A 25,987-nucleotide genomic window follows, 5' to 3' on the forward strand; every position below is an offset into this window, starting at 1 on the left:
CGGGCGTCATTAGGGTGGCACCATGGACGAGTTCGAGGGCCTTCCGGTCATGCGGTTCACGGAACGGGCGGAGCTGGAGGGCTGGCTGGAGGAGCACGGCGCGGACGCGCCCGGGGTGTGGCTGCGCATCGCCCGGAAGGGCTCGGCGGGCCGCTCCCTCTCCCTGGCCGACACGCTCGACTGCATGCTCTGCTTCGGCTGGATCGACGGGCAGCGCCGGGCCCAGGACACGGAGTACTACCTGCAGAAGTACACGCGCCGACGGCCCCGGGCGCTGTGGTCGCAGGTCAACGTGCGCAAGGTAGAGGCGCTGCTGGCCGCGGGGCGCATGCGCGAGCCGGGCCTCGCGGAGGTCCGCGCGGCGCAGGCGGACGGCCGGTGGGCGGACGCGTACCCCGCGCAGGCGGACGCGACGGTGCCGGACGACCTGGCGGCCGCGCTGGCGGCGGACGAGCGGGCGCGCGAGGCGTTCGAGGCGCTCGGGAAGACCGACCGGTACCTGGTGATCCTCCGCCTCTGGCAGGCGCGGACGCCGAAGGGCCGCCGGCAGCGCCTGGAGCGCATGACGGCGGCCCTGGCCGAGGGCCGCAGGCCCCTCTGAGCCGGCCGCGTCAGGCGCGGACGCGGTAGAGCACCTGGTGGGCGTCCCACTCGACGAAGGACTCCACGTGCGCCATGCCGATGGCCTCCAGGAGCCGGCGCGAGCGGGTGTTGGCCTGCTGGGTCACCGCGACGACGGAGGGCGCGTCCGCGAGCGCCCAGCCGACCGCCGCGGTCACCGCCTCCCGCGCGTACCCGCGGCCCCACTGCTCGGGCAGGAACTGGTACGAGACCTCCCGCTCGCCGCGCCCGGCGTCCCAGCCGACGGTCACCAGACCGGCGACCTCCCCGTCGTCGCAGCGGACGGCCGCGAAGACCCCGCGCGCGCCGACGCAGCGGCGCCGTCTGATCTCCACCACGGTCGCGGCGACCGGTCCGCCCAGGTGGCGCCGGACCTCCGGGTCGGTCCACAGTCGGGTGAGCACCGGGACGTCCCCCCGCTCCACCGGCCGCAGGACGAGCCGCTCCGTGGTGAGCACCACCGGCCAGGGCAGCGGCGGGGCGGAGGCGACCGGGGCGACGGGGCCGACGGGGGCCGGGGCGGCGGGGGCTGTGGGGGTGGCCTCGGTCATCTCAGGCGTGGCCCGCGGCCTTGAGGGCGGTGAGCACACTGTCCCAATCCCCCGCCATGAGCTCATGGGCGACGTCCCGCCGGGCGGTGGCGAGGTCCTTGAAGCCGCTGGACGTCGCGACGCAGACCACCGGGCCGTCCGCGTCGGCGGCGGAGCCGTGGGCGCGCAGCGCGGCGAGCCCGGCGGCGGACGAGAGCTCGTACCACAGGCCCTGGGCGGCGAGTTCGTCCCGCGCGGCGGCCATCTGCTCGTCGGTCACGGTCAGCGCCGCGCCGCCGCTGTCGCGCAGGGCGACGACCCCGCGGTAGCTGCCGACGGTGCAGCCGATGGCGTACGCGTCCGTCGGCGCGAACTCGACGTGCGCGGCGGGCCGGCCGGTCCGCACGGCGGCGGCGAGCGGGCCGCGGGCGGCGGGCTCGCAGGCGTACACGCGCGGGACGGAGTCGGCGAGGCCCAGCGTGACCAGCTCCCTGAAGCCCTTCGTCACGCCGAACAGCAACTCGCCGTAGCCGGTGGGCAGATAGACGGCGGCGGGGACGCGGCCGAGGTCCAGGAACAGCTCGTAGGCGAGGGTCTTGTAGCCCTCGGGGCCGAAGGGGTGGCCCGTGTGGGCGGAGTCGGTGAGGTTGCTGACCGGCTGGTAGCCGAGCTCCGTGACCATGCGCCGCATCAGCGAACGCGTCGCCTCGAACGGGACGGTGAGCACGGCCGCGCCGTACGCCCGCACGAACGAGGCGACGGCGGGCGGGGCGTACGGGGAGGCGAACACCACGCAGGGGAGCCCCGCGCGGGCCGCGTACGCGGCGGCGGAGGCGCCGTGGTTGCCGGACGAGGAGACGGCGATGCCCTGGGCGCCGGCGGCCTTGGCCGCGCCGACGGCCACCCGGTTGAGCCGGTCCTTGTGGCTCCATGTCGGGTTGCGGGACTCGTCCTTGACGTACACGCCGTCCGCGAGCCGGACCAGCGGCGTGCCGCCCTCCCCGAGGCCGGGCGACGCCAGCGGCGGCAGCAGCGGGGCCCAGCGGTCCAGGCCGTGCGCGGCACCGGGCGGCAGGGGATCGGTGAACAGGCCGGCGGGGACGCGTGCGTAGTCGTAGTCGACGTCCAGCGGGTACGCGACCTCGTCGGTCGAGGTCACCGGGCAGCCGGCGGTGAGCGGCGGCCACAGGGGGTGGCGGACCGCGGGATCGGCGAGGGAGCGCTGGGCGGTGGCGAGCGACGACGTCATGCGGGGTCCTCTCGTGGAAAGCGGTCCAGCCTTCGCCGGATCGCCTGCAGGGCCCCGGCCCGACGCCCCGGCACCTGCCGCCGCAGCTCGATGAGTTCGGGCGCGAGCGCACGCGCCCTCGCCTCGTCGGAGACCTGCTCCCACTGATGATGCGCCCGGTCGACGGCACCCTCGACGTCGGGGTGGCCGAGGTCCTGCCACTGCCCGATCCGCGCGCGGGCGGCGGCGATCCACAACTCGCAGCTGCGGGCGGGTTCGTCGGCGAGCCGGGCGAGGTCCGCGCGGACCTCCAGCCAGTGGATCGCCGCACCGGACCCGGCCCCGTGCCGGCGCAGCGCGTCCAGCTCCCACGCGGCGGCCGCCGCCGCGGCCTCGCTGTGCCGCCCGGCCTGCGCGGCAGCGAGGATTCCGGGGTGCGGGTCGCCCTGCCCAGGCGCGGCGAGCGCCGGCGCGGCGGGCCCGTCGGCCGCCTCGTCCTCACGCCCGCCCCGCCACGCCCGCGCCACGGCCCGCACCTTCCCCCAGGCCCCCCGAGTCCCGGGCACCTGCGCCGAAGCGGGCGCACCGACGGCCCGCCGCGGCACGTCCGGAGCAGGCGGGACCTCGCCCCCGCCGGCCGCGTCGACGGGCCGGGGCCGTGCGTCGGGGGCGGCCACATCGGCCGGCCGGCGGGTATCGGTGAGCCCGGCGGGGACGGCGGGCGGGGTGACCGCCCGGGGCCGCGACTGGGGCCCGGGGAGGTCCCCGCCGACCGACTGCCCGTCCCCGGGCGCCTCCACGGAGGGCGGCGAGCCGGGGACGGGAGGCGGGGTGACGGGCCGGGGGCGCGGGTGGGGGCCGGGAAGGTCCCCCTCGGCCGACTGTCGGCCGCCGGCCGCACCCGCGGAAGGCGGCGAGTCGGGCACGGGAGGCGGGGTGACCGGCCGGGGGCGCAGTTCGGGGGCGGGCGGGGTGGCCCCGGTCGACTCCGCGGCATCGGGCACACCCGCCGTGAGCGACGGCTCGGGGATGCCCGGCGGGGCGACCGGCTGGGGAGGCAGTTGCGGCGCTGCCGCCTCGCCGTCGGTCAGGTCCGCCGAGGACGCAGAGCCGTCGGCGACCGGCGGGTTCACGGGACGTGGGCGCAGTTCCGGGACGGGCACGACGACGACATCCGGCTGCCCGGGATCGGACCCGTCCGGCGAGGACGCCGACTCGGGGACGACCGGCGGATCGACCGTCGCGGAGACATCGCCGTCAACCTTCTGTCGCTCGCCCGAAGGCGGCAAGTCGGGAACGGCGGACGGGACGACCGGCTGCGGGCGCGGCGCGGCCTCGGCGGCCTGCCCGACGCCGGACAGACGAGCCGCGGCGGAGCCCTCGCCGTCGGCCGGCTGTCCCCCCTCCGGCAGGTCCGCCGCAGACGGCGCGGTGGGCGGGTTCAGTGGACGCGTGCGCGGACCGGCAACGGGAACCCCCGCCCCCGTCGGCTGCCCGACTCCGGCCAGGCCGGCCGCGGGCGCCGGGGCGGAGTCGTCGCCGTCGGCCAGTTGTCGGCGCGGACCGGGAGCGGGCATCGCAGCCACCAGCGACTGTCCGGTGTCCGGGACGTCCGCCGAGGGCAGGGGCTCCTGGGCGGCCTGAGGCCGCGACTGGGCCACGTCGCTCTCGGCCGATGGCCGGACCTCGGGCACTTCCGCCGAGGGCAGGGGCTCGCGGGCGGCCTGAGGCCGCGGCTGGGGCACGTCGCTCTCGGCCGATGGCCGGACCTCGGGCACTTCCGCCGAGGGCAGGGGCTCGCGGGCGGCCTGAGGCTGCGACTGGGCCACGTCGCTCTCGGTCGATGGCCTGACCTCGGGCACTTCCGCCGAGGGCAGGGGCTCGCGGGCGGCCTGAGGCCGCGGCTGGGGCACGTCGCTGTCGGCCGATGGCCGGACCTCGGGCACTTCCGCCGGGGCCTGTGGCTCGGGGGCAGTCAGAGGCGCGACGAGGTCGGGCTGCGGATGGGCTGTCCCGCTCTCGGCCGAGGGCCTGACTTCCGGCACTTCCGCCGAAGGCAGGGACTCGCGGGCGACCTGAGGCCGCGACTGGGGCACGTCGCCCTCGGCCGAGGGCCGGACCTCCGGCACTTCCGCCGAAGGCAGGGACTCGCGGGCGACCTGAGGCTGCGGCTCGGGCACGTCGCCCTCGGCCCGTGGGTGGGCCTCGGGCGTTGCCGCGGGGGCCGCAAGAACGGGGGACGCGGTGACCGGCTCTGGGGTCGGGTGCGGGACTTCTCGGTGCGCCTGGCCCGTCGGAGGCGCCACGGAGTGCGGTGGGGTCATAGGGGTGGGCGCCTCGGCCAGGGGGCCCGGTCGTGCCGACGCCTCGGCGGCGACCGCAGGGGCGGGCTCTGCCGGGTGGGCCAGGGAGCGGGGCAGGGGGAACGGGTCCGCCTCCGCCGGGCGAGGCTCCGTGCGCCGCGGCGTCCATGCCTCGCCGCCCGCGGGGCGGACGTACCCCGGGCGGGGGCCGGCCGGGGGTTCGGCCTCGCGGGCCAGCCACACCGCCGGGTCCGCCGCCGCGCGGGCCGCGGCCTGGGCGTGGAGGGAGGCGAGCGGCGGCCGGTCGCCGCCGCGCCAGATCGTGGCGTACGCGCGGAGGTACTCCGGGGTCGCCCGCCCCGCGCGCCGCCCGGGCGGCGGGACGACGCGCCCGTACAGTGTCGTACCCGACGGGAGTTCGAGGAGTGCAGGCGTCTCCTGCAGCGCCCGCCAGGTCCCCGCGTCCGCCACGAGGTCGGCCACGACCCTCGTCGTGCCCGGGCGGCGCTCCTTGACCGTGTCGGCCAGCCAGTGCCACGGCAGCGCCGTGTACCGCAGCGTGGAGGCGGACGTACGGGCGAGCGCGAGATGCGGCAGGTGCTGTCGCTGGTCGACGTGCAACTGCCCGGCGAGGTACACCGTGAGCCGCCCCGCGCCGTCCGCCGCCGCGCGCAGCCGGGTCAGCACGGCCTGGGGGTCCACGGGGTCCACGAGTTCGACGACGGTCGCGACCCTCGTGCCGGCCAGCGCCGCGGGCGGCACGGCCGCGAACGCCTGCGACACCGCGGTCGCGTCCACGAGCCTCCCCCGCCCCGTCGGCGCCGCCGCGAGCAGCACGACCGTGCCCTCGTCCTGTTCCTCGATCAGTGCATCCGCCACACGTGCACGGTAGCGCCCGCCGGCGCATCGCCATCGTTTCCTGATGTCGTCCGCGTGGCCGATTACCGGCGAGCCGTTGACATATGCCAGAAGCACCACCGGATCGAGTGTTGCCAAACGGCTTACGGCCGGTCCCGCCCTGTGCGAAAGTCATAGCCGGTCCTGTCTCCTCCCCCGGACCCGGCCCGTGCCGCCGTGCCGCCTGTATCGGAGTACGTCATGCCGTCCCATCTGTCCGCGGACCTTTCCGCGCAGCACCCGGACCCCGGCACGGTGGACGCGCTGATCTCGCGGACGCGCCGCCTGCGGGGCGACGTGGACGCGGTGCGCCGGGGCGCGGGGACGGACGAGGACACCCCGCAGGGCCGCTGGCACCGGGCCCTGTGCGAGCTGGCGATGCATCACCTCGACGACGTCGATGGCCATTTGGGGCAACTCAGAGCCGGCGTGCCGGACGAACCGCCGGCGATCCCCGCACCCGCCGCTCCCCCTGCCTCGGCAGCGCGTACCGGATCGCTCCTCAGCCGGGTCGGCAGCGCCGAGTGGAACCTGCTCACGGACGAGGTCAGCTGGTCCGGGGAGCTGTACCAGATCTTCGGGCGCACCCCGGCCAAGGGCCCGATGACCCTCGACGAGCTGCCCTCCGTCGTGCACGCCGAGGACCAGACGCTGCTCCAGGGCATGGTGACGGGCTGTCTGGTGGACGGGCGTCCGATCGACGGCGAGTTCCGCATCGTCCGCCGCGACGGTCTGGTCCGCACGGTGCACATGATGGGCGAGCCGGTCCTCGACCCCGACGGCCGCACGGCCTCCATGTGGGCCGTCTTACGCGACGTCAGCGAACTGCGGCGCAGCGAGCGGACGCTGAGCGAGACCCGCGACTCGTTCCGGTGGCGGCGGCAGATGGAGCACACCGAGCGCCGCGTCGCCGTCGAACTGCAGGAGGCGGTCCTGCCCCCGTGGCGCGGCTCGCTGCGCTTCGCGCACGAAGGCCCGGCCCCGCTGGACGTCGCCGGCCACTACCTCCCCTCCACCACGACCGGCCTCATCGGCGGCGACTGGTACGACGCCCTCGCCCTGCCCGACGGCGAGGCGCTGCTGACCGTCGGCGACCTGACCGGCCACGGCGTCGCCGCGACGTCCTCGATGGCCATGCTCCTCGGCGCGCTGCGCGGCATGGCGATCGCGGGGATCGGGGCGGCGGCCCTGCTGGGACACCTCAACCGGCTCCTGGAGACGTCGGGCCAGCCCGCCCTGGGCAGCGCGATGTGCTGCCGCTACAACCCGGTGGACCAGGTCCTGACCTGGGCGCAGGCCGGACACCCCGCCCCTCTGCTGTTCCGCGGAGGGACGGGGCGGGCGCTCCGGCGGCCCGAGGGCGTGCTCCTCGGCGCCACGCCGCGCGGGGTGTACGAGGAGGCCTCGGTGCGCCTGCTCCCCGGCGACCTGCTCCTGCTGCACACGGACGGTCTGACGCGTGGCAGCCCGGACGACGACTCGGGTACGCGCCGCCTGCTGGGGCTCGCGCCACGGCTGACCGGGGCGCGGGACGCGCAGGACTGCGTACGGACGGTGGTGGAGGAGTGCGGCGAGTCCTCCCGCGAGGACGACGCCTGTGTGATGGCCGTGCGTGTGGGGCACTGAGCTCCCTGCCCGCACGCGGGCGTCACGGCCAGGTTCCGGGTTCGGTCTCGTGCGGTCCTCCTGACTCGCGGCACGGTTCGACAAGGCCCTCGGTTTCGAACTCCGGGGCTTGACTGTCAGTCGGTTTCCGCTCAGACCCTCCTGCTGCCCGGCTTCCGGGACGTCGGGTCGTTCGGCAGCGCCAGCTGGATCTCCTCGCGGAGGTCCTCGATCTTCGAGTAGCCCGCGTACTGACCGGTGAGCCGGTACATCTCGCGCAGCCGGTCCCACGTCCGGTGCGAGGACGTCTCGCCCATCGACACCAGCGCCAACCGGGCGTAGCGGTCGGCCTGTTCGGGGTCGTCCGCGATGAAGCAGGCGGACGCCAGGGAGATGTAGTCGAACAGCATGGACCGCTGACGGCCGCCCTCGCGCAGTTCCAGCGCCAGCTTGGCGTGTCGCTGCGCGGGGACGGCCGCGGCCGGGTCGTGGTCGGCGAGGGTGCGGTACGCGAGGGCCTGCATGCCGTGCAGGTCGGCCTCGTCGAACAGTTGCATCCAGCTCGGTGGCGGGACGTCGCCCTTGTCGGAGACGAACAGTTCCTCGGCCTCGCCGAGGGTGCGCCGCATCGCCTGGCCGCGCCCCATCGACGCCTGTGCCCAGGCCTCGATGGTGTGCAGCATGGCCTGCGTCCGGGGCAGCACCTCGTCGCCGGAGCCGGACTTGGCGAGCTGCATCAGGTCCAGGGCGTCGTCCGGCCGGCCCAGGTGGACCATCTGGCGCGCGGCGCGGGAGAGCGCCTCGCCGGCCCGGGGCCGGTCGCCGCCCTCGCGGGCCGCGTGCGCGGCGATGACGAAGTACTTCTGGGCGGTGGGTTCGAGGCCGACGTCGTGGGACATCCAGCCGGCGAGGACGGCGAGGTTGGCGGCGACGCCCCACAGGCGGCGCTGCAGATGGTCGGGGTGACGGTAGGCGAGCATGCCGCCCACCTCGTTGAGCTGGCCCACCACTGCCTTGCGCTGCAGTCCGCCGCCGCGGGCCGCGTCCCAGGCGCGGAAGACCTCGACGGAGCGTTCCAGCGCCTCGATCTCCTGCGACCCGATGGGGGCGGCCTCGTAGCGGTCGAACCCAGCGGGGTCGGCGTGCAGGGGATCGATGGAGCGGGGGGCGTCCTTGGCGAGTGCGGGGTCGGCGTGGAGCCAGTCGTGCATGGCGCTGCTGAGTACGGAGCCGGCGGCGAGCGCGGCGCCCGCGCCCACCAGGCCGCGTCGGTTGAGCATGAGGTCCATTCCCGTGAATTCGGTGAGGACCGCCGCCGTACGGTCGGGCGCCCAGGGCAGCCCGTCAGGATTCTCGGTGGACCTGACGTTCCGCCGTCGTCCGGCGCGCCCGTGTCGTACGAACCCGAGGTCCTCGATGGTCACGACACGGCCGAGTCGCTCAGTGAACAGGGCCGCCAGCACCCGCGGTACGGGATCGCGTGGGATCTCCCCCATGTCGATCCAGCGCCGGACCCGGGAGGTGTCGGTCGCCAGCTGCGGGTGGCCCATGGCCGCCGCCTGCCGGTTCACGAGCCTCGCGAGCTCGCCCTTGGACCAGCCGGCGAGGCCGAAGAGGTCTGCCAGGCGGGTGTTGGTCTGCCCTGTCACGTCTAAGCCCCCAGGTTCTCGGCTGAGTTGACAGTAGCCCCATGGCATAGGGCTGGCGACTATTCGCCAGGGTTCGCCAGGGCACGCCCGATGTTCCGCCAGGGGTCACTCGGTGTCAGGTAGGAACGCGCCACCCCGCCCCGGCGACCGGCCCTCATTCCCCAGGGTGCGGACGGGAGCCGGGCGGGGCGACGCACGCGACTGTCGGCACACGAAGGGATCTGTCTCGCCCATGTACACAGCATCGTCCTCCGTGTCCGCCCCGCCCCGGCCCTACCGTTCCGTCCCGGCCGGCAGCGGACCGTATCTCGCTCCCGTGCAGGCGGGCCCGGCCCGGCGGCGGCCGGGGACGACGGCGCCCCAGCAGCTCAGCGGGAGGATCGACCTCTCGGGCCCGCAGGGCGCCCAGGTGCGGATGGCGATCGCCTCCGTCCACCGGATCTGCCCCGAGTTCAACCCGGTCCAGGTGCTGCGCCGCAGCGGACGCTCCGTGCTGATCGTGGGGACGACCGGACGCACCACCGCCGTCGCCAAGTGTTTACTGGACCACTCGCCGGCCTGGACCGAGCGGTTCCGCCACGAAATAGCGTCCTACCGCACGTTCGTCCGGCACCGGCCCCCGGTGCGCGCGCCGCGGCTGATCGCGGCCGACCCGGAGAACTGCGTCCTGGTGATCGAGCGGATGCCGGGCCGGGCCGCGGCCCTGAGCCGGCATCCGGTGGAGGCCCCGCCGCGCGCCGACGTGCGGGCCGCGCTGGGGGCGGTCGCCCGGCTGAACGCCTGGCGGCCCCCGGCCGGGACGTTCGACGCCCCGCTGGACTACGCCTCCCGGATCTCCCGCTACCACGAGCTGGGACTGTTCACCGACCGGGACCGGGACGACCTGCAGAAGCTGCTGCACGGCCTGGCGCACGCGGGCGGGCGGCAGGGCATGGGGCAGTTCTGCCACGGTGACGCCCTGCTGTCGAACATCCTGCTGTCGCCGACGGGTCCGGTGCTCGTCGACTGGGAGCACGCCGGCTGGTACCTGCCCGGCTACGACCTGGCGACGCTGTGGACGATCCTGGGCGACGCTCCGCTGGCGCGGCGGCAGATCAGTCAGCTGGCGCAGCAGGCGGGCCCGGACTCGCGGGACGCGTTCCTGGTGAACCTGATGATCGTGCTGACCCGGGAGATCCGGACGTACGAGACGGCGGTGCAGCGGACCATCCGCGAGGCCCCGCCGGCGGGTTCGGCTCCGGTGCCGTCCGGGGCGCTGTCGCCGGGCGAGGAGCAGCGGCTGCTGCTGCGGCGGCTGCACGACGACTGCGCGCTGGCCCGGCGGGCCGTGCGCGCCGCGGTGGGCACGCGCTAGCGCGACGGGCGGGCCCGCCGCCGACGAGGGGGAAGTGCGCTGCGCGCCCGGTGCCGACACACCGGGGGCGCGGCGCACTGTCGTGTGTGCGGCCGGAATTGCCTCGCCAGGCGCGGCATTGGTCCACTCCACTGACGCGCCGCAGGCCCGCGCGCCGCCGACGCGAAAGTCCGCGGCGACCGCTCTGACGTGGCAAATCGCCGGTCGGGAGGGGTGATTGACGGATGGTCGGGGAGCCGCTACCCCTGTACGGGTCAGGCACCGCACGCCCCACCGTCCCCCTCGTCCCCGGAGGCTGCATTGCCCAGTACCGCGTCCCGCAGACGTGCCCGTCGAGCGGTGGGGGCCCTGGCCTCCGCCGCTCTGCTGTTCCCGCTCCTGTCGTCCGGTCCGGCCGCGACCGCGGAGGAGCCGCCCGATCCGCGGGCGTTGCAGCGCGCGTTCGCCGCGGCGGCCGAGCGGTACGGGGTGCCGGAGCGGGTGCTCCTGGCCGTGTCGTACCTGCAGTCGCGCTGGGACGGGCACGGCGGTGCGCCGAGCGTGTCGGGCGGCTACGGTCCGATGCACCTGACGGACCTGCGTTCCGCGCTGGCCGGTGCGCAGCACCATGCGGACGCCGACGAGGACGCCCGGGGCGACGAGTCCCGTCCGGTGCGGGTGGCGGCGGAGCCGGCGGGGCTGCCGGAGCCGGCCGAGCTGCCGGCGCGGCTGCGGACCCTGGAGCGGGCGGCCGCGCTGTCGGGGCTGTCGCCCGACGAGCTGCGGACCAGCGCCGCGGCGAACATCCAGGGCGGTGCGGCGCTGCTGGCGGCGGCGCAGCGGGAGTCGGGGCGACCGCCGAGCGCCGATCCGGCGGACTGGTTCGGCGCGGTGGCGCGGTTCTCGGGCGCGGACGACACGGCGACGGCGACGACGTACGCGAACGACGTGTTCGACGTGCTGCGGACCGGCGAGCGGCGGACCACGGACAGCGGTCAGACGGTCGAGCTCGCCCCGGCGCCCGAGGTGACCCCGGACCCGGCGCAGGCGGCGGCGCTGGGGCTGCGCACGGCCGACCGGGGGCCCTCGGAGTGCCCGCCGACGGTGGCCTGCGAGTGGATCCCGGCGCCGTACGAGGAGTTCGGGGACGGGGACTACGGCAACCACGACAAGGCGGACCGGCCGGTCTCCCAGAAGATCGAGTACATCGTGGTGCACGACACGGAGGCGACCTGGGACGTCACGCTGCGGCTGGTGCAGGACCCGGCGTACGTGTCGTGGCAGTACTCGCTGCGCTCCTCGGACGGGCACATCGCGCAGCACCTGCCGCTGAAGGACGTGGGCTGGCACGCGGGCAACTGGTACGTCAACGCCAAGTCGGTGGGCCTGGAGCACGAGGGCTTCCTGACGGCGCCGGACTCCTGGTACACGGAGGCGATGTACCGGACGTCGGCGCGCCTGGTGCGGTACCTGGCGGCGCGGTACGACATCCCGCTCGACCGGCAGCACGTCCTCGGGCACGACAACGTGCCGGGCACGACGGCCGCGACGATCCGGGGCATGCACACGGATCCGGGCCCGTACTGGGACTGGGCGCACTACTTCAGGCTGCTGGGCCGGCCGTTCACCCCGAGCGCGGGCCCGGACGCCGGTGTGGTGACGATCCGGCCGCAGTACGCGGCGCACCAGCCGGTGTACACCGGCTGCGCGAAGGCCGGGGAGGCATGCGCGCCGCACGGCAGCGGTGCGGTGCGGCTGCACACCGCGCCGAGCGACGCGGCGCCGCTGGTGAAGGACGTGGGACTGCGGCCGGGCGGCCAGGACTCCACGACGGGGGTGAACGACACGGGGGCGCGGGCGTCGACGGGACAGCAGTACGCGGTGGCGGAGCGCCGGGGCGACTGGACGGCGATCTGGTACCTCGGGCAGAAGGCGTGGTTCCGCAACCCGGTGGAGCGGCCGACGGCGGTGAACGCGCGCGGGCTGCTGCTCACGCCGCGCGCGGGCCTGGCGGAGGTCCCGGTGTACGGCAGGGCGTACCCGGAGGCGGCCGCGTACCCGGCGGGCGTGCCGGTGCAGTCGGTGTCGCCGCTGCCGTACAAGCTGCTCGCGGGGCAGCGGTACGTGGTGGGCGACCGGACCCCCGGGGAGTACTACTTCGCTCCGACGTTCGACACCACGGGGCATCGTGTGGTGCGGGGTCAGGAGGAGTACTACGAGATCCAGTTCGGGCACCGGGTGGCCTTCGTGAAGGCCGCTGACGTGCGGGTCTTCGCCGGCTGACGGATCGGGCGGCAGGGTGTCGGCGGGCGGGAGCGCCCCTCGACACCCTTTGCCGTTCATATGACTAATACGGGGTTCGCGTGCGCCTCCCGAGCGACGGGTAAGGCTGGCCCGGAAGATCGCCTCCTACACCGAAAGGCCCCGCTGGCCATGGCACAGCCCTTCGTTCTGCCGGACTTCTACGTCCCGTATCCGGCACGGCTCAATCCCCATCTGGAGGAGGCCCGCACCCACACCCGGGAGTGGGCGCGGGCCATGGGGATGCTGGAGGGGTCCGGCGTCTGGGAGGAGAGCGATCTCGAGGCGCACGACTACGCGCTGCTGTGCTCCTACACCCACCCCGACTGCGACTCGGAGGCCCTGTCCCTCGTCACGGACTGGTACGTCTGGGTCTTCTTCTTCGACGACCACTTCCTGGAGGTCTTCAAGCGCACCCAGGACCGGCCCGGCAGCAAGGCGTACCTCGACCGGCTGCCGCTGTTCATGCCCACGGACCCGGCCGCCGGGATGCCGGAGCCGACGAACCCGGTGGAGGCCGGGCTCGCGGACCTGTGGCGGCGGACGGTGCCGGCGATGTCGGAGTCCTGGCGGGAGCGCTTCGCCGAGGCCACCGAGGCCCTGCTGTACGAGTCCCTCTGGGAGCTCGACAACATCAACGAGGGGCGGATCGCCAACCCCGTCGAGTACATCGAGATGCGCCGCAAGGTCGGTGGCGCGCCCTGGTCGGCCGGGCTCGTGGAGTACGCCGCGGGCGCCGAGGTGCCGGCGCGGGTGGCGCACTCCCGGCCGCTGCGGGTGCTGCGGGACGCGTTCTCGGACGCCGTGCACCTGCGCAACGACCTGTTCTCGTACCAGCGCGAGGTCGAGGACGAGGGCGAGAACAGCAACGGCGTGCTCGTCCTGGAGAAGTTCCTCGGCTGCTCCACGCAGGAGGCCGCCGAGGCGGTCAACGACCTGCTCACCTCGCGGCTGCAGCAGTTCGAGAACACCGCGCTCACCGAGGTGCCCGCGCTCTGCGTGGAGCAGGGGCTCGGCCCCGAGGAGTGCGCGGCCGTCGCGGCCTACGCGAAGGGCCTGCAGGACTGGCAGTCCGGCGGCCACGAGTGGCACATGCGCTCCAGCCGGTACATGAACGAGGGCCTGGACACCGGGCCTTCGCGGCTCGACGGCGTGCTCGGCACCTCCGCGCTGGACATCCGCAATCTGTTCGGCCGTCCGGCGGCGGCCCGGCAGCGCGCCCACACGCATGTGCCGCACCAGAAGGTCGGACCCTCGCTGCTGCCCGACTTCGACCTGCCGTACCCGCTGTCGCTGAGCCCGCACCACGCCGAGGCGAAGCGGCTGTCGGTCGACTGGGCCGAGCGGATGGGGCTCCTCGACGACATCTGGGACCGGGAGATGTGCGAGGGCTTCGACCTCGCCCTGTGCTCGTCCGGCCTCGACCCGGACGCCACCCTGGAGGAGCTGGAGCTCAGCGCCGAGTGGCTGACCTGGGGCACGTACGGCGACGACTACTACCCGGTCGTCTTCGGCCGGCCGCGCAATCTCGCCGGTGCGAAGGAGTGCAACGAGCGCCTCAAGGCGTGCATGCCCGTGGAGGAGCCGGCGGCCGGGCTCGCGCTCGCCGTCGCCCCGCTCGAACGCTCGCTCGCCGACCTGTGGGCCCGGACCGCGACGCCGATGAGCCCCGAGGCGCGGGGGCAGCTGCGCAACGCCCTGGACGTCATGCTCGACAGCTGGCTGTGGGAGCTGCACAACATGGCCCAGCACCGGGTGCCCGACCCGGTGGACTACATCGAGATGCGGCGCACGACCTTCGGCTCCGAGCTGACGATGCTGCTGAGCAAGCTGCGGCACGCGGACGCGCTGCCGCCGGAGATCTACAGCACGGGCACCGTCCGCAGCCTGGAGAGCTCCGTCTCCGACTACGCGACGCTCCTCAACGACCTCTTCTCCTACCAGAAGGAGGTCGAGGTCGAGGGCGAGGTGCACAACGGGGTGCTGGTGCTGCAGAAGTTCTTCGACTGCGACTACCCGACGGCGGTGTCGATGGTCGACGACCTGATGCACGGCCGGCTGCGCCAGTACGAGCATCTGAAGAAGCACGAAGTGCCCATGCTGTACGAGCACTTCAGACTCGACGCGGAGGGCCGGGCGGCGTTCGAGGCGTATCTGCGGGAGCTGGAGGACTGGCTGGCCGGCATCCTCAACTGGCACCGGAGCGTGCGCCGTTACAAGGACGAGGACCTGCACACCGGCAGCGGTACGCCGCTGCTGCGGCAGGGCCCGACGGGCATCGGCACCTCGGCCGCGCGGTTCGCCGCCGTGGTGGCGTCCGGCGGGTGACGCGGAAGGCCGCCCCCGGAGTCTCCCGGGGGCGGCCTTCGCCGCGGGTGGGCTCAGCGGCGGCCGCGGAGCTGGTCGATCTCGCGGCGTTCACGCTTCGTCGGGCGGCCCGCGCCGCGGTCGCGCACGGCGGCGACCGCGACATGCTCGCGCGGGGGCGGGGGCGGGCTGTTGTCCACGTACGCCTCGGCGGCGACGGGCGGGCCGACCCGCTTGGTGAGCAGCTGCCGCACCTCGACGATCCGCTCCCGGCCCGCGTGGAACAGCCGCACCTCGTCACCCGGCTTGACCGGCTGGGCGGGCTTGGCCCGCTCCCCGTTCACCTTGACGTGCCCGGCCCGGCAGGCCGCGGCGGCCTGGGAGCGGGTCTTGGTCAGACGGACCGCCCAGATCCAGCTGTCGACGCGCGCGCTCATCGGCCCCCCGCCCCTCTCGTCAGCCCGCCTGGAACAACTCGGCCGGCAGCGGCTTGAGCAGGGCGTACAGGTCGTCCGTGATCGGACGGTCCCAACTGGCGATGGTGACGAGGACGTTGTCGCTGCGGTCGAACTGCACGCAGGAGATCCGGCTCTCGGAGAGCTTCAGCCGCCGCACGATCAGCAGGTTGTCGCCCTGCATCACCGGGATGTCCTCGGTGTCCAGGACCTCGACCGGCTCGTCGTTCTCCAGCGCGGCGAGGAGCTGGGCGACCTCGAAGGGGATCTGTCCCTCGTCGAGCTCCCGCGCCGGGGAGCCCTCGGGCAGATTGCCGATGATCATCGCCGGGCCGCGCCCGCCGAACAGGTCGTACCGGAGGAAGACGCCCTGACAGGTTCCGTCGGGGGCGGGCAGCAGACCGGCGCCGAGATTGCCGGGCCAGTCCCCCGGGTCCATGGCCAGGACGTCGAAGTCCGGGCCCGCGGGTGTGGCGGCGCTGCGGCGGCGGAGGAAGGACATAGGGCCATGGTACGTGCCCCCGGCCCCTCCGCGACGCGCCGGGGCGGGGGTGTCCCGCCCTCGCGGGAGGGGGTGGCGCGCGTACGCCGCGGGCCCGGGCGAGCCGGTCACCGGTCGTCATGGCGGCACGACGCTGCGTCCCCGCGACACCGGTCCGAGGGCCGGTCCGGCCCGGGTTCCTGGACACGGCGGACAGCCCCTGGCTCCGCCGCTGGACGGACCGTACGACCGGGCCCGGCCGGTACGGAGCGCCCGTACCGGCCGGGCCGGGTGTGGTGTCCGCCGTACGGGCCCGGGTCTACGTCAGGTCGAACTCGCCGTCCCGGGCGTCGAGCACGAACGCCCGCCACTCCGCGGGGGTGAAGATCAGCGACGGGGCCTCGGGGCGGCCCCCGTTGCGCATCGCGATGAAGCCCTCCACGAAGGCGATCTGCACGTCGCCCGCGCCGTGGCTGCCCGAGCGCCAGTCGGCGTTGCTCAGGTCGAGTTCGGGCTTCTCCCAGCCGGTGAAGACCTGCTGGGCAGTGGTGCTCTCGGCCACGTCCGTGCTCCTCCCGCGTCCCACAACGTCATCCGGGCCTCAGGGTAGCGACCGGCACCGGGCGCCGACAGACCTCAGGACTCGGGGGGTTCCGACCCCACCAGCCACATGGAGAAGAACTGCGCGCCGCCGCCGTACGCGTGTCCGAGGGCCCGGCGCGCGCCCGGCACCTGGTGCTCGCCGGCCTGCCCGCGGACCTGCAGCGCGGCCTCCGCGAAGCGGATCATGCCGGAGGCCCCGATGGGGTTGGTGGACAGCACCCCGCCGGACGGGTTGACCGGCAGGTCGCCGTCGAGTTCGGTGACCCCGGACTCGGTGAGCTTCCAGCCCTCGCCCTCCTCGGCGAAGCCCAGGTTCTCCAGCCACATCGGCTCGTACCAGGAGAACGGCACGTACATCTCGACCGCGTCGATCTGCCGGCGCGGGTCGGTGATCCCGGCCTGCCGGTAGACGTCGGCGGCGCAGTCCTTCCCGGCCTGCGGGGAGACGAAGTCCTTGCCGGCGAACAGCGTCGGCTCGCTGCGCATCGCCCCGCCGTGCACCCAGGCCGGCGGCCGGGGCGAACGGGCCGCGCCCGCCCGGTCGGTGAGCACCATGGCGCAGGCGCCGTCGGAGGACGGACAGGTCTCGGAGTAGCGGATGGGGTCCCAGAGCATCGGGGACGCCTGGACCTTCTCCAGGGTGACGTCATGCTCGTGGAGGTGCGCGTACGGGTTCTTCAGCGCGTTGCGGCGGTCCTTGTACGCGACGAGGGAGCCGACCGTGTCGGGGGCGCCGGTGCGGCGCATGTAGGCGCGGACGTGCGGGGCGAAGAAGCCGCCGGCGCCGGCGAGCAGGGGCTGCTGGAAGGGGACGGGCAGGGACAGGCCCCACATGGCGTTGGACTCGGACTGCTTCTCGAAGGCGAGGGTGAGGACGGTGCCGTGGACGCGCGCGGCCACGAGGTTGGCGGCGACGAGGGCGGTGGAGCCGCCGACGGAGCCGGCGGTGTGCACGCGGAGCATGGGCTTGCCGACCGCGCCGAGCGCGTCGGCGAGGTACAGCTCCGGCATCATCACGCCCTCGAAGAAGTCCGGGGCCTTGCCGATGACGACGGCGTCGACGTCGGCCCAGGTCAACTCGGCGTCGTCCAGGGCGCGTCGGGCGGCCTCGCGGACGAGTCCGGCGATCGACACGTCGCGGCGGGCGGCCACGTGCTTGGTCTGGCCGATCCCGACGACGGCGACGGGCTCCTTCGATGTCACGGCCTTACCGGACATGCGGCTCTCCTTCGAGGACGGCGACCAGGTTCTGCTGCAGGCACGGGCCGGAGGTCGCGTGGGCCAGGGCCCGGTCGGACGCGCCGCGGTGGATGCCGGCGGCGGCCTCGCCGAGCCGGATCAGGCCGGCGGCCATGACGGGGTTGGCGGCGAGGGCGCCGCCGGAGGGGTTGACGCGGACGCGGTCGTCGAGCCGCAGTGCCTTGCGGAGCACGACCTCCTGGGAGGTGAAGGGGGCGTGGAGCTCGGCGGTGTCGACGGGCGGCCCGTCGAAGTAGCCGGCGCGTTCGGCGGCGAGGCGGGTGGACGGCGAGTCGGTGAGGTCCCGGACGCCCAGGGAGTGGGCCTCGATGCGGTGGTCCATGCCGCGGATCCACGCGGGGCGGGCGCACAGCTCGCGGGCCCGGTCGCCGGCGGCGAGGATCACCGCGGCGGCGCCGTCGCCGACGGGCGGGCAGTCGCCCCGGCGCAGCGGCCCCGCGACCCGCTCGCCCTGCGGGCGGGCGCCGGGCAGTTGGGCGTGCGGGTTGCCGGCGGCCGCGTCGCGGCTGCGGGCGGCGATGCCCGCGAGCGCGGGCTCGTCGGTGTCGCCGGCGTCGATGAGCGCCTGGGCCTGCAGGGCGGCGAGGGCGACGGAGTCGGGCCAGAGCGGAGCGACGTAGTACGGGTCGAGCTGGCGGGTGAGGACGTCGCGCAGCGGGCCGGGCGAGGACTTGCCGTACGCGTAGACGAGCGCGGTGTCGGCCTCGCCGGTGAGCAGCTTCACCCACGCCTCGTACAGCGCCCAGGCGCCGTCCGTCTCGACGTGGGACTCGGAGATCGGCGGCCAGGCGCCGACGCCGTCGAGGGCCATGGTGAAGGAGAACGCGCGGCCGGCGAGGTAGTCGGAGGAGCCGGAGCAGGTGAAGCCGATGTCGGAGGTCTTCAGACCGGTGCTCCGCAGCACCTCGTGCAGGACGGGCATGAGCAGCTCGACCTCGGAGAGGTCGTCGCTGCGGCGCAGGCAGTCGCTCTGGGCGAAGGCGACGATCGCGACGTCTCGGCCGGGGGCTCGGCTCACAGCAGCTCCCTGTACGTGTCGTAGTCGGCGTCCGGTTCGCCGGTGGGGCGGTAGTGGTCGGGGTAGCGGCCGCCTTCGCTCCACACGGGTTCGACGCGCAGGCCCATCCGGACCTGGTCGTACGGGATGCCGCCGATCCGGCCGTGCAGGGCGAGGCCGGCGCCGTCGAGGGCGATGTGCGCGTAGACGTACGGGACCTCGATGTCGAGGTTCCTGGCCTTGATGTTGACGATGCAGAAGGTGGTGACGGTGCCGCGCGGGCCGACCTCGACGGGTTCGGTGGTGGCGACGCCGCAGGTCGGGCAGGCGCCGCGGGGCGGCACGTACACCTTGGCGCAGGAGGGGCAGCGCTCGCCGACGGTGCGGTGCTCGGCGAGGGCCCGCAGGTAGGCGGTCTGGGCGCGGCCGGGGCTGTAGGTGTAGTCGAGGCGGGCGGGGGCGGTGATGCCGGTGACGGGGTCGGCGAACCGTCCGTCGTGGGGGCGCGGCTCCGGGGACCGCGGCTCCTCGGAGTGGGGCTCGAAGCAGGCGATGTCGGTGATGGCGCCGGTGCGTTCGGCGGCCCAGCGGACCCGGACGCGCAGGCCGGTGCGGACGGCGTCCGGGCCGGGGGCGTCGAGGGCGTGGAGCAGGGCGGTGTCGGCGCCGTCGAGCCGGACGAGCACCCAGGCGAAGGGGGTGGCGAGGGGCTGGCCGGGGCGGGGCTCGGGGTTCCAGGCCCAGGTGGTGACGGTGCCGGTGGGCTCGACCTCGACGAGCTCGCGCAGTTCGGCGGCGGTGACGGGGTCGTACTCGACGGGCGGCACGAGCACCTGCCCGCCGTCGGTCCGCACCCCGAGCACGGTCCGCTCGCGCAGGCCGGTGAGGAACGCGGACTGCACGGGCCCGAGGGACCGGGTGAACGGGAACTCGACGACGAGGGGGGCGCGGAGCGTCTCGGGGGCGGGGGTGCTGGTCATGGGCGGCTCCCTGGTCGGGGGCGGGTGGGGACCGGTGCGGGGCGGTGGTGCGGAGTGTGGGGCGTGGGTGGGGGTCCTGCGACGGGCCGTTTCGCCACCCCGCCCTTCCCGAACGGGGGCAAGCCCCCAGAAGCCGCCCCCGGACACGCTCCGGGCGTGTCCTCACATGCCGGACGGGCTGGATCGGCCCCGCGGCCGGGGCCGCGGTCCGGGGGTCCGGCCCCGGTGTCGGGAAGGGGCGGGGTGGGGGCTTACTCCCTTCGGTACACCGGCGGGCGCTTCTCGGCGAAGGCGCGCGCGCCCTCCTTCGCGTCCGCCGTGTCGAAGACGGGCCAGCCGCGCTTCAGTTCGGCCGCCAGACCTTCCGACTCCGGGAGTTCCGCCGTCTCGTAGACGGACGCCTTCACCGCCTCGACCGCCAAGGGGCCGCAGGCGTTGACCAGTTCGGCCAGTTCCAGGGCGCGGTCCAGGGCCGTGCCGTCGGGGACGACCTGGCCGATCAGGCCGATCCGGGCGGCCTCCTCGGCCGTGTACGGGCGGCCCGTCAGCAGCATCTCCAGCGCGTGCGTCCGCGGGATCTGCCGCGGCAGCCGGACCGTCGAGCCGCCGATCGGGAACAGCCCCCGCCGCACCTCGAAGAGACCGAAGGTCGCGGACGCGCCCGCGACCCGGATGTCCGTGCCCTGGAGGATCTCCGTCCCGCCGGCCACGCAGTACCCCTCCACCGCCGCGATCACCGGCTTGCGCGGCCGGTGGTGCCGGAGCATCGCCTTCCAGTGCAGGTCGGGATCGGCCTTCAGCCGCTCGCGGTACCGCTCACCGTCCATGCCCTTGCCGGCCAGCGCCTTGAGGTCCATCCCGGCGCAGAAGTCGCCGCCCGCGCCGGTGAGCACGACCGAGCGGACACTGTCGTCGGCGTCGGCCTCCAGCCAGCCGTCGTAGAGGCCGACGAGCAGCGGCAACGAGAGCGCGTTCTTGGCCTCGGGCCTGTTGAGCGTGAGGATCAGCGTGGCGCCTTCGCGCCGTACGGATAGGTGCTCGGTCCCGGTCATGGGCGTCTCCCGTCTCCAGTTCTGGAACAGGTTGCAGGAGTGCGGAGTTCAGTTCAATAGTTTGCTGACGCCTAGTCAGATTCTTCTGCGCACCCCCTTCCACCCTCCGCCCTTCGGCGCTCTAATGACCGCCACGTCCGTACGGGACCAGCGGCCAGCGGCGCGTCAGGAGGACGAAACGGTGGAGTACAACCTTGCCGACCTGTTCGAGTCGGTCGTCGACGTGGTCCCGGACCGCGAGGCGCTCGTGTACGTGGACCACCCCGGCACCGGCCGGGAGCGGCGGCTCACCTACGCGGAGCTGGACGCGGCCGCCAACCGCCTGGCCCATCACCTGATCGACTCCGGCCTCCGCCCCGGCGAGCACCTGGGCCTGCACCTGTACAACGGCGTCGAGTACCTCCAGACGGTGCTGGCCTGCCTCAAGGCCCGGCTCGTCCCGGTCAACGTGAACTACCGCTACGTGGAGGAAGAGCTGGTCTACCTCTACCGGGACGCCGACCTCGCCGCGCTGGTCTTCGACGCGGAGTTCGGGCCCCGGGTCGCCGCCGCGCTGCCGCACACGGAGAAGCTGCGGCACCTCGTCCGGGTGGGGACCCCGGACGCCTCCGCGCCCGGCCCGGACTGCGTGCCGTTCACCGAGGCGGAGGCGTCCGGTTCGCCGGAACGCGGCTTCCCGGCCCGGTCCGGGGACGACCTGTTCATCATCTACACCGGCGGCACCACCGGCATGCCGAAGGGTGTGATGTGGCGTCAGGAGGACTTGTTCTTCGCGGGTCTCTTCGGCGGCGAGCCGAGCGGCGAGCCGGTGAAGCGGCCGGAGGAACTGGCCGAGCGGGTCGCCGCCCGCGGCGCGGGGCTCACCTTCTTCCCCGCTCCCCCGCTGATGCACGGCACCTCCACGCTCACCGCGTTCATCGCCTTCGACTACGGGCAGCGGGTGGTGATCCACCGCAAGTACGTGCCGGAGGAGGTGCTGCGCACCATCGAGAAGGAGAAGGTCTCCAGCATCTCCCTGGTCGGCGACGCCATGCTGCGGCCGCTGATCGACGCGCTGCGCGGCCCGCTCGCCGGCACGGACCTGTCGTCGCTGTTCAGCATCTCCTCCTCCGGGGCGATCATGTCGGAGACGGTCCGCGCCGAGCTGCACGCCCTGGTCCCCAACGCGCTGATCCTCAACAACTTCGGTTCCTCGGAGTCCGGTTCCAACGGCAGGGCGACCGACGACTCCGGTCCGGCGACCGGCTTCCGTCTGGAGGTCAACGAGCGGACGAAGGTCGTGGACCCGGTGACGTACGAGGCGGTCGCCGTCGGCGAGCCGGGCCGGCTGGCGCAGCGCGGCCATGTGCCGCTCGGCTACTACAACGACCCGGGGAAGACCGCCGAGACCTTCTTCCAGAAGGACGGGGAGCGGTGGGTGCTGCTCGGCGACATGGCGACCGTCGACGAGCAGGGCATCGTGACCGTGCTCGGCCGCGGCTCGCAGTGCATCAACACCGGCGGCGAGAAGGTGTATCCGGAGGAGGTCGAGCAGGCGCTCAAGTCCCATCCGGACGTGTACGACGCGCTGGTCGCCGGTGTGCCGGACCCGAAGTGGGGCCAGCACGTGGCGGCCGTGGTACAGCTGCGCGCGGGCGCGCCGGCGCTGGACCTGGACGCGCTGCAGCAGCACTGCCGGACCCGGCTCGCCGGGTACAAGGTTCCCCGGCAGCTGGTGCTGGCCGACCAAATCCAGCGCTCGCCGAGCGGCAAGGCGGACTACCGCTGGGCCCGGTCGGTGGCGGCGGAGGCGAACGGCCCGAGCCGGCCGTCCTAGCCGAGGAAGGCGGCCACCGCGCGGCGGAAGGCGGCGGGGTCGTCGACCCAGGGGAAGTGGCCGCCGCCGGGCTGGACGACGAGCTCGCCACGTGGGAAGAGGGCCGTCGCCTCGGCGGCGCGGGCGGGCGTCGGCCCGCCGTCGTACGCGCCCGCGAGGACGAGGACGGGCGCGGTGACGGCGGCGAGCGCCGCGCGGGTGGCCCGCGGCTCGAACGCGCCGTCCTCGTAGAAGGCCGCGGCGGCCTCCCAGTTGAAGCGCCCCGCGGCGTCGTGGGCCCGCGCGGCGTCGTCCCACCGGCCGTACGCCAGCGGGGCCGCGGCCGCGTAGACGTCCGCCAGGGAGGACCCGGGGCCGAGCGCGTCGAGGGCGGCCCGGGTCTCGGCGTACCAGGGCTGGTCCTCGAACACCGCCGTCGCCTCGTCCCACTCCTCGTCCGAGACGGTGATCCCGACGGCCCGCAGGCCGGGCGTGACCAGCACCAGGGAGGAGAGCCGCTCGGGGTGGGCGGCGGCGTACAGGGTCGCCAGGTTCCCGCCCGCGGAGTGGGCCAGCAGGTCCATGCGCTCCAGGCCGAGGTGGGCGCGGAGCGCCTCGACGTCGGCGAGCTGCCGGTCGCAGCGGTACGTGGCGGGGTCGGCGGGCACGGCGCTGTCGCCTGTACCGCGCGGGTCGAGCACGATCAGGGTGCGGTGGGTGGCCAGGCCGCCGAGGTCGCCGAGGTACTCGGCGTCCCGCATGGGGCCGCCCGGCAGACAGACCAGGGGATCCCCCTGGCCCTGGGTCCGGTAGGCGAGTCGGGTTCCGTCGTACGAGGTGAACTGCGGCATGGCGTGATCCTTGCCACCGCCGCGGGCCGTCGCAAGGCAATTCACAGTCGGCGGAGCGCACCGCGGCCGCGATACGGTGGGGGGCCGCTCCGCCCACCGAAGGAACCGCCCGACCGTGTCCCTCTCCCCCGACTCCACCGCGCTGCGCGGCGACTGCTCCGCCTGCTTCGGCCTGTGCTGCGTCGCCCTGCCCTTCGCGAAGTCCGCGGACTTCGCGGCGAACAAGCCGTCGGGCGAGCCCTGCCGCAACCTCGGGGACGACTTCCGCTGCGGGATCCACGAGCGGCTGCGGCCCAGCGGCTTCTCCGGCTGCACGGTGTACGACTGCTTCGGCGCGGGCCAGCGGGTCTCGCAGGTGACCTTCGGCGGGGTGTCGTGGCGCGAGGCGCCGGAGACGGCCCGGCAGATGTACGAGGTGTTCCCGGTGGTGCGCCAGCTGCACGAGCTGCTGCGCTATCTCGCCGAGGCCCTGGAGCGGGACGCCGCCCGCTCGCTCCACCGCGAGCTGCGCACGGCGCTGGCCCGGGTGGAGGAGCTGGCGGCGGGCACGGCCGACGCCCTGGAGAAGCTGGACGTGGCGGCCGTGCGGGCCGAGGTGAACCCGCTGCTCCTGAAGACCAGCGCGCTGGTGCGGGCGCGGGCGGGCGGCAAGCCGAAGAGCCGCCGCGGCGCCGATCTGCTCGGCGCGCGGCTCCGCGGGGCGAAGCTGCGCGGCGCCGACTTCCGCGGGGCGCTGCTGATCGCCGCGGACCTGTCGGGCGCGGACCTGACCCTGGCGGACATGATCGGCGCGGATCTGCGCGACGCCGACCTGTCCGAGGCGGATCTGACCGGCGCGCTGTTCCTGACCCAGCCGCAGCTGAACGCGGCCCGCGGCGACGCGGCCACGAGGATCCCCGCCGGCCTGGACCGCCCGGCGCACTGGACGCGCTGAGTCGGGGCCTAGACCGGCTGCCCGTACACGTACGGCGTGGTGGTGGTCAGCGTCGTGAAGCCGAGGCGCTGCAGGATCGGGCGGCTGGTGGGAGCCGCGTCGACGTGCACGTAGCGGTGGCCGTGGGCGGCGGCGATGCGGGCGCGGTGGGCCACCAGGGCCCGGTAGAGGCCGCGGCCGCGCCAGCTCTCGACGGTGCCGCCGCCGTACAGGCCGGCGAAGTCGGTGCCGGGCAGCAGGTCGAGGCGGGCGGCGCTGACCGGTTCGCCGTCGGCGACCGCGACGACCGCGGCGACGGTGTCGGGCGCGGCGGCCAGCCGGTCCAGGAGCTGCCGGCCGATGTGGCCGCTGTCCCCGCCGAAGGCCCGGTCGTGGACCTCGACGACCATCCGGACCCCGGCCTCGTCGGTGACGGGCAGCAGTTCCACGCCCTCGGGCAGGACGACGTCCAGGTCGAGCCGGGCCGTCTCGGCGGCCATCAGGGTCTCCTCGCCGTCCGGGGCGAATCCGGCCGCGCGCAGCCGCCGCGGGAGGTCGGCGGGGGCGTCGTGCGCGTACGTCTTCCACTCGAAGGTCAGGCCGAGGCCGGTGTAGTGCCGGATCTGCTCGGCGACGACGGCGTCGACCTCGTCCGGGCCGAGGTCGTCGAGTCCCGACCAGAGCACCCCGTTCCAGGCGTGGGCGGGTCCGGTCTGGCGGACGACGGGTCCGGTGTGCTCGACGCGGACGCCGGGGCCGTCGGGCCGGGCGTCCCGGCGCAGCTGGCGGTCGTAGCGGGCGAGCGTGGTGTCGTGTTCCATGGCCGCCACCCCAACAGCAACGCGCGGCGGCGGCAACCGGATTTCGGACAGGGGTGATCCCCGGGCCCCGACCCGGGGATCACCTGGGCGGCGGCCGGTCAGACCCGGTCGGCCACGATCATCAGGTAGTGGAAGCTGCCCTCCTTGTACGCGGTCAGGAACGGGTCCTCGATGCCGGTGGCCACCGAGCACTTGGCGCGCAGCTCCCAGTACGGGATGGTGGCGGCCGTCAGGTCGACGACCTCGATCGGCACGAGGTTGTTCTCGGCGAGTGCCCGGAAGTACTCGCTGCGCGGGTGGATGTTGCAGGTGTAGTGCTCGTCGATCCGGCTGACGGCCTTGGACCGCAGTCCGTTGACGTCGTTGGAGCAGCCCGTGATGCAGACGTACCGGCCGCCGTGCTGGAGCAGCCGGGAGAACTCGTCGAAGAGCTCGAAGAGGTCCACGTACATCGTGGTCTCGTTGGTCCAGATCGCCTGGCGCGAGCCGGTGGCGAAGCCGGTGTCGAGCATGTTGCGGAAGTGGAACTTCACGCGCTCGGCGACGCCGCGCTCGACGGCCTGCTGGTTGGCGAAGCCGACCTGGTACTCCGAGATGGAGACGCCGTCGACCTGGCAGCCGAAGCGGCGCTCGGCCATGAAGCTGGTGCCGCCGCGGCCGGAGCCGGCGTCGACGAGCCGGTCGGTGCGGCGCCGGTCGCCGAGGTGGTCGAGGAGCAGGTCGGCCTGGGCGGTCTCCAGGCGGTGCAGTTCCTCGATGATGCGGGCGTCGCGGGTCTCCTCGGGGCCCTGGAGGACCGCCGGGTCGTAGTCGCCGATGCCGTAGTGGTGGTGGAACAGGCCGTCGATCTCGCCGAGCCGCAGGTTGACCGGGTCGTTCTGGTTGGTGTTCCAGTAGGCGGCCACGGACTCCTGGTAGGGCGTGCGGAGCACGCTGGCGGGCGCGGACGTGGTCATGAAGGGGTTTCCTTACGTGGTGTGGGGACAGTGGGGGTCGGGCTGCAGA

21 protein-coding genes are annotated in these 25,987 nt (G+C 74.4%); 7 read left to right on the top strand and 14 right to left on the bottom strand.

Annotation, left to right across the window (positions count from 1 at the left end):
• Window positions 1–22: 22 nt before the first annotated feature.
• Window positions 23–601, top strand: coding sequence for a YdeI/OmpD-associated family protein (locus ACNJ93_RS01060; protein WP_418955377.1), 579 nt, complete (start codon window positions 23–25; stop codon window positions 599–601).
• A 10-nt stretch (window positions 602–611) separates the two neighbouring features.
• On the opposite strand, the gene ACNJ93_RS01065 is transcribed toward ACNJ93_RS01060, so the two are convergent.
• From ACNJ93_RS01065 to ACNJ93_RS01075, 3 genes are read right to left on the bottom strand one after another with little or no spacing between them, the layout of a single operon-like run.
• Window positions 612–1,172: a GNAT family N-acetyltransferase gene (locus tag ACNJ93_RS01065; RefSeq protein ID WP_418955378.1), complete on the bottom strand. Its 561-nt coding sequence runs from the start codon at window positions 1,170–1,172 to the stop codon at window positions 612–614.
• Window position 1,173: 1 nt separating this feature from the next.
• Complete coding sequence (locus ACNJ93_RS01070) at window positions 1,174–2,400, bottom strand: threonine synthase (protein ID WP_418955379.1); 1,227 nt, start codon at window positions 2,398–2,400, stop codon at window positions 1,174–1,176.
• Window positions 2,397–5,561: a hypothetical protein gene (locus tag ACNJ93_RS01075; RefSeq protein ID WP_418955380.1), complete on the bottom strand. Its 3,165-nt coding sequence runs from the start codon at window positions 5,559–5,561 to the stop codon at window positions 2,397–2,399. Before ACNJ93_RS01075 ends, ACNJ93_RS01070 begins: the two co-directional genes overlap by 4 nt.
• 219 nt (window positions 5,562–5,780) lie before the next feature.
• On the opposite strand from ACNJ93_RS01075, the gene ACNJ93_RS01080 reads away from it, so the two are divergent.
• On the top strand, window positions 5,781–7,205 hold the full coding sequence (locus tag ACNJ93_RS01080) for a PP2C family protein-serine/threonine phosphatase (protein ID WP_418955381.1): 1,425 nt from the start codon (window positions 5,781–5,783) through the stop codon (window positions 7,203–7,205).
• Window positions 7,206–7,336: 131 nt separating this feature from the next.
• On the opposite strand, the gene ACNJ93_RS01085 is transcribed toward ACNJ93_RS01080, so the two are convergent.
• The gene (locus tag ACNJ93_RS01085) at window positions 7,337–8,833 is read right to left on the bottom strand and encodes a hypothetical protein (protein WP_418955382.1); all 1,497 of its coding nucleotides are present in this window, start codon (window positions 8,831–8,833) and stop codon (window positions 7,337–7,339) included.
• A gap of 232 nt (window positions 8,834–9,065) precedes the next feature.
• On the opposite strand from ACNJ93_RS01085, the gene ACNJ93_RS01090 reads away from it, so the two are divergent.
• The 3 genes from ACNJ93_RS01090 (at window position 9,066) to ACNJ93_RS01100 (ending at window position 14,795) form a co-directional block, all read left to right on the top strand.
• Complete coding sequence (locus tag ACNJ93_RS01090; protein WP_418955383.1) at window positions 9,066–10,187, top strand: aminoglycoside phosphotransferase family protein; 1,122 nt, start codon at window positions 9,066–9,068, stop codon at window positions 10,185–10,187.
• 339 nt (window positions 10,188–10,526) lie between these two features.
• On the top strand, window positions 10,527–12,449 hold the full coding sequence (locus ACNJ93_RS01095; RefSeq protein WP_418955384.1) for an N-acetylmuramoyl-L-alanine amidase: 1,923 nt from the start codon (window positions 10,527–10,529) through the stop codon (window positions 12,447–12,449).
• A 150-nt stretch (window positions 12,450–12,599) separates the two neighbouring features.
• Complete coding sequence (locus ACNJ93_RS01100; protein WP_418955385.1) at window positions 12,600–14,795, top strand: terpene synthase family protein; 2,196 nt, start codon at window positions 12,600–12,602, stop codon at window positions 14,793–14,795.
• 53 nt (window positions 14,796–14,848) lie between these two features.
• On the opposite strand, the gene ACNJ93_RS01105 is transcribed toward ACNJ93_RS01100, so the two are convergent.
• From ACNJ93_RS01105 to ACNJ93_RS01135, 7 genes are all read right to left on the bottom strand, one after another.
• Entirely contained in the window at window positions 14,849–15,211 is a 363-nt protein-coding gene (locus tag ACNJ93_RS01105; protein ID WP_418955386.1) for an RNA-binding S4 domain-containing protein, read from the bottom strand.
• Window positions 15,212–15,230: 19 nt separating this feature from the next.
• The gene (locus tag ACNJ93_RS01110) at window positions 15,231–15,731 is read right to left on the bottom strand and encodes a hypothetical protein (protein WP_418955387.1); all 501 of its coding nucleotides are present in this window, start codon (window positions 15,729–15,731) and stop codon (window positions 15,231–15,233) included.
• A gap of 298 nt (window positions 15,732–16,029) precedes the next feature.
• Window positions 16,030–16,272, bottom strand: a complete 243-nt coding sequence (locus ACNJ93_RS01115) for a DUF397 domain-containing protein (protein WP_418955388.1) — start codon at window positions 16,270–16,272, stop codon at window positions 16,030–16,032.
• A 74-nt stretch (window positions 16,273–16,346) separates the two neighbouring features.
• Window positions 16,347–17,531, bottom strand: a complete 1,185-nt coding sequence (locus ACNJ93_RS01120) for a thiolase domain-containing protein (protein ID WP_418955389.1) — start codon at window positions 17,529–17,531, stop codon at window positions 16,347–16,349.
• Window positions 17,521–18,591, bottom strand: coding sequence for a thiolase domain-containing protein (locus ACNJ93_RS01125; protein ID WP_418955390.1), 1,071 nt, complete (start codon window positions 18,589–18,591; stop codon window positions 17,521–17,523). Before ACNJ93_RS01125 ends, ACNJ93_RS01120 begins: the two co-directional genes overlap by 11 nt.
• Entirely contained in the window at window positions 18,588–19,550 is a 963-nt protein-coding gene (locus ACNJ93_RS01130) for a Zn-ribbon domain-containing OB-fold protein (RefSeq protein WP_418955391.1), read from the bottom strand. Before ACNJ93_RS01130 ends, ACNJ93_RS01125 begins: the two co-directional genes overlap by 4 nt.
• A 251-nt stretch (window positions 19,551–19,801) precedes the next feature.
• Window positions 19,802–20,602: a crotonase/enoyl-CoA hydratase family protein gene (locus ACNJ93_RS01135; protein ID WP_418955392.1), complete on the bottom strand. Its 801-nt coding sequence runs from the start codon at window positions 20,600–20,602 to the stop codon at window positions 19,802–19,804.
• A 181-nt stretch (window positions 20,603–20,783) separates the two neighbouring features.
• Between ACNJ93_RS01135 and ACNJ93_RS01140 the strand changes: the two genes are divergently transcribed.
• A complete protein-coding gene (locus ACNJ93_RS01140) occupies window positions 20,784–22,418 on the top strand; it encodes an acyl-CoA synthetase (protein WP_418955393.1) in 1,635 nt (544 codons plus the stop codon).
• Here the strand turns inward: ACNJ93_RS01140 and ACNJ93_RS01145 are convergent.
• Window positions 22,415–23,248 carry an alpha/beta fold hydrolase gene (locus ACNJ93_RS01145; protein WP_418955394.1) on the bottom strand — a complete coding sequence of 278 codons (834 nt, stop codon included), beginning with the start codon at window positions 23,246–23,248 and terminating at the stop codon, window positions 22,415–22,417. The genes ACNJ93_RS01140 and ACNJ93_RS01145 overlap by 4 nt on opposite strands.
• A 115-nt stretch (window positions 23,249–23,363) precedes the next feature.
• Between ACNJ93_RS01145 and ACNJ93_RS01150 the strand changes: the two genes are divergently transcribed.
• Entirely contained in the window at window positions 23,364–24,182 is an 819-nt protein-coding gene (locus ACNJ93_RS01150; RefSeq protein ID WP_418955395.1) for a pentapeptide repeat-containing protein, read from the top strand.
• Window positions 24,183–24,190: 8 nt separating this feature from the next.
• Here the strand turns inward: ACNJ93_RS01150 and ACNJ93_RS01155 are convergent, their stop codons facing one another.
• Both ACNJ93_RS01155 and ACNJ93_RS01160 read right to left on the bottom strand, forming a co-directional pair.
• Window positions 24,191–24,982 (bottom strand): GNAT family N-acetyltransferase, encoded by a 792-nt coding sequence (locus ACNJ93_RS01155; protein WP_418955396.1) that lies wholly within the window; start codon window positions 24,980–24,982, stop codon window positions 24,191–24,193.
• A 98-nt stretch (window positions 24,983–25,080) separates the two neighbouring features.
• Window positions 25,081–25,938 carry a geranyl diphosphate 2-C-methyltransferase gene (locus tag ACNJ93_RS01160; RefSeq protein ID WP_418955397.1) on the bottom strand — a complete coding sequence of 286 codons (858 nt, stop codon included), beginning with the start codon at window positions 25,936–25,938 and terminating at the stop codon, window positions 25,081–25,083.
• Window positions 25,939–25,987 lie beyond the last annotated feature (49 nt).

Source organism: Streptomyces tritici (assembly GCF_048500665.1).
Classification (GTDB): domain Bacteria; phylum Actinomycetota; class Actinomycetes; order Streptomycetales; family Streptomycetaceae; genus Streptomyces; species Streptomyces tritici.

Bases quoted from the DNA above. Each gene is read 5' to 3' on its own strand.
- ACNJ93_RS01060 (WP_418955377.1), top strand. From the start codon at position 23: ATGGACGAGTTCGAGGGCCTTCCGGTCATGCGGTTCACGGAACGGGCG.
- ACNJ93_RS01065 (WP_418955378.1), bottom strand. From the start codon at position 1,172: ATGACCGAGGCCACCCCCACAGCCCCCGCCGCCCCGGCCCCCGTCGGC.
- ACNJ93_RS01070 (WP_418955379.1), bottom strand. From the start codon at position 2,400: ATGACGTCGTCGCTCGCCACCGCCCAGCGCTCCCTCGCCGATCCCGCG.
- ACNJ93_RS01080 (WP_418955381.1), top strand. From the start codon at position 5,781: ATGCCGTCCCATCTGTCCGCGGACCTTTCCGCGCAGCACCCGGACCCC.
- ACNJ93_RS01090 (WP_418955383.1), top strand. From the start codon at position 9,066: ATGTACACAGCATCGTCCTCCGTGTCCGCCCCGCCCCGGCCCTACCGT.
- ACNJ93_RS01100 (WP_418955385.1), top strand. From the start codon at position 12,600: ATGGCACAGCCCTTCGTTCTGCCGGACTTCTACGTCCCGTATCCGGCA.
- ACNJ93_RS01105 (WP_418955386.1), bottom strand. From the start codon at position 15,211: ATGAGCGCGCGCGTCGACAGCTGGATCTGGGCGGTCCGTCTGACCAAG.
- ACNJ93_RS01110 (WP_418955387.1), bottom strand. From the start codon at position 15,731: ATGTCCTTCCTCCGCCGCCGCAGCGCCGCCACACCCGCGGGCCCGGAC.
- ACNJ93_RS01120 (WP_418955389.1), bottom strand. From the start codon at position 17,531: ATGTCCGGTAAGGCCGTGACATCGAAGGAGCCCGTCGCCGTCGTCGGG.
- ACNJ93_RS01130 (WP_418955391.1), bottom strand. From the start codon at position 19,550: ATGACCAGCACCCCCGCCCCCGAGACGCTCCGCGCCCCCCTCGTCGTC.
- ACNJ93_RS01135 (WP_418955392.1), bottom strand. From the start codon at position 20,602: ATGACCGGGACCGAGCACCTATCCGTACGGCGCGAAGGCGCCACGCTG.
- ACNJ93_RS01145 (WP_418955394.1), bottom strand. From the start codon at position 23,248: ATGCCGCAGTTCACCTCGTACGACGGAACCCGACTCGCCTACCGGACC.
- ACNJ93_RS01155 (WP_418955396.1), bottom strand. From the start codon at position 24,982: ATGGAACACGACACCACGCTCGCCCGCTACGACCGCCAGCTGCGCCGG.
- ACNJ93_RS01160 (WP_418955397.1), bottom strand. From the start codon at position 25,938: ATGACCACGTCCGCGCCCGCCAGCGTGCTCCGCACGCCCTACCAGGAG.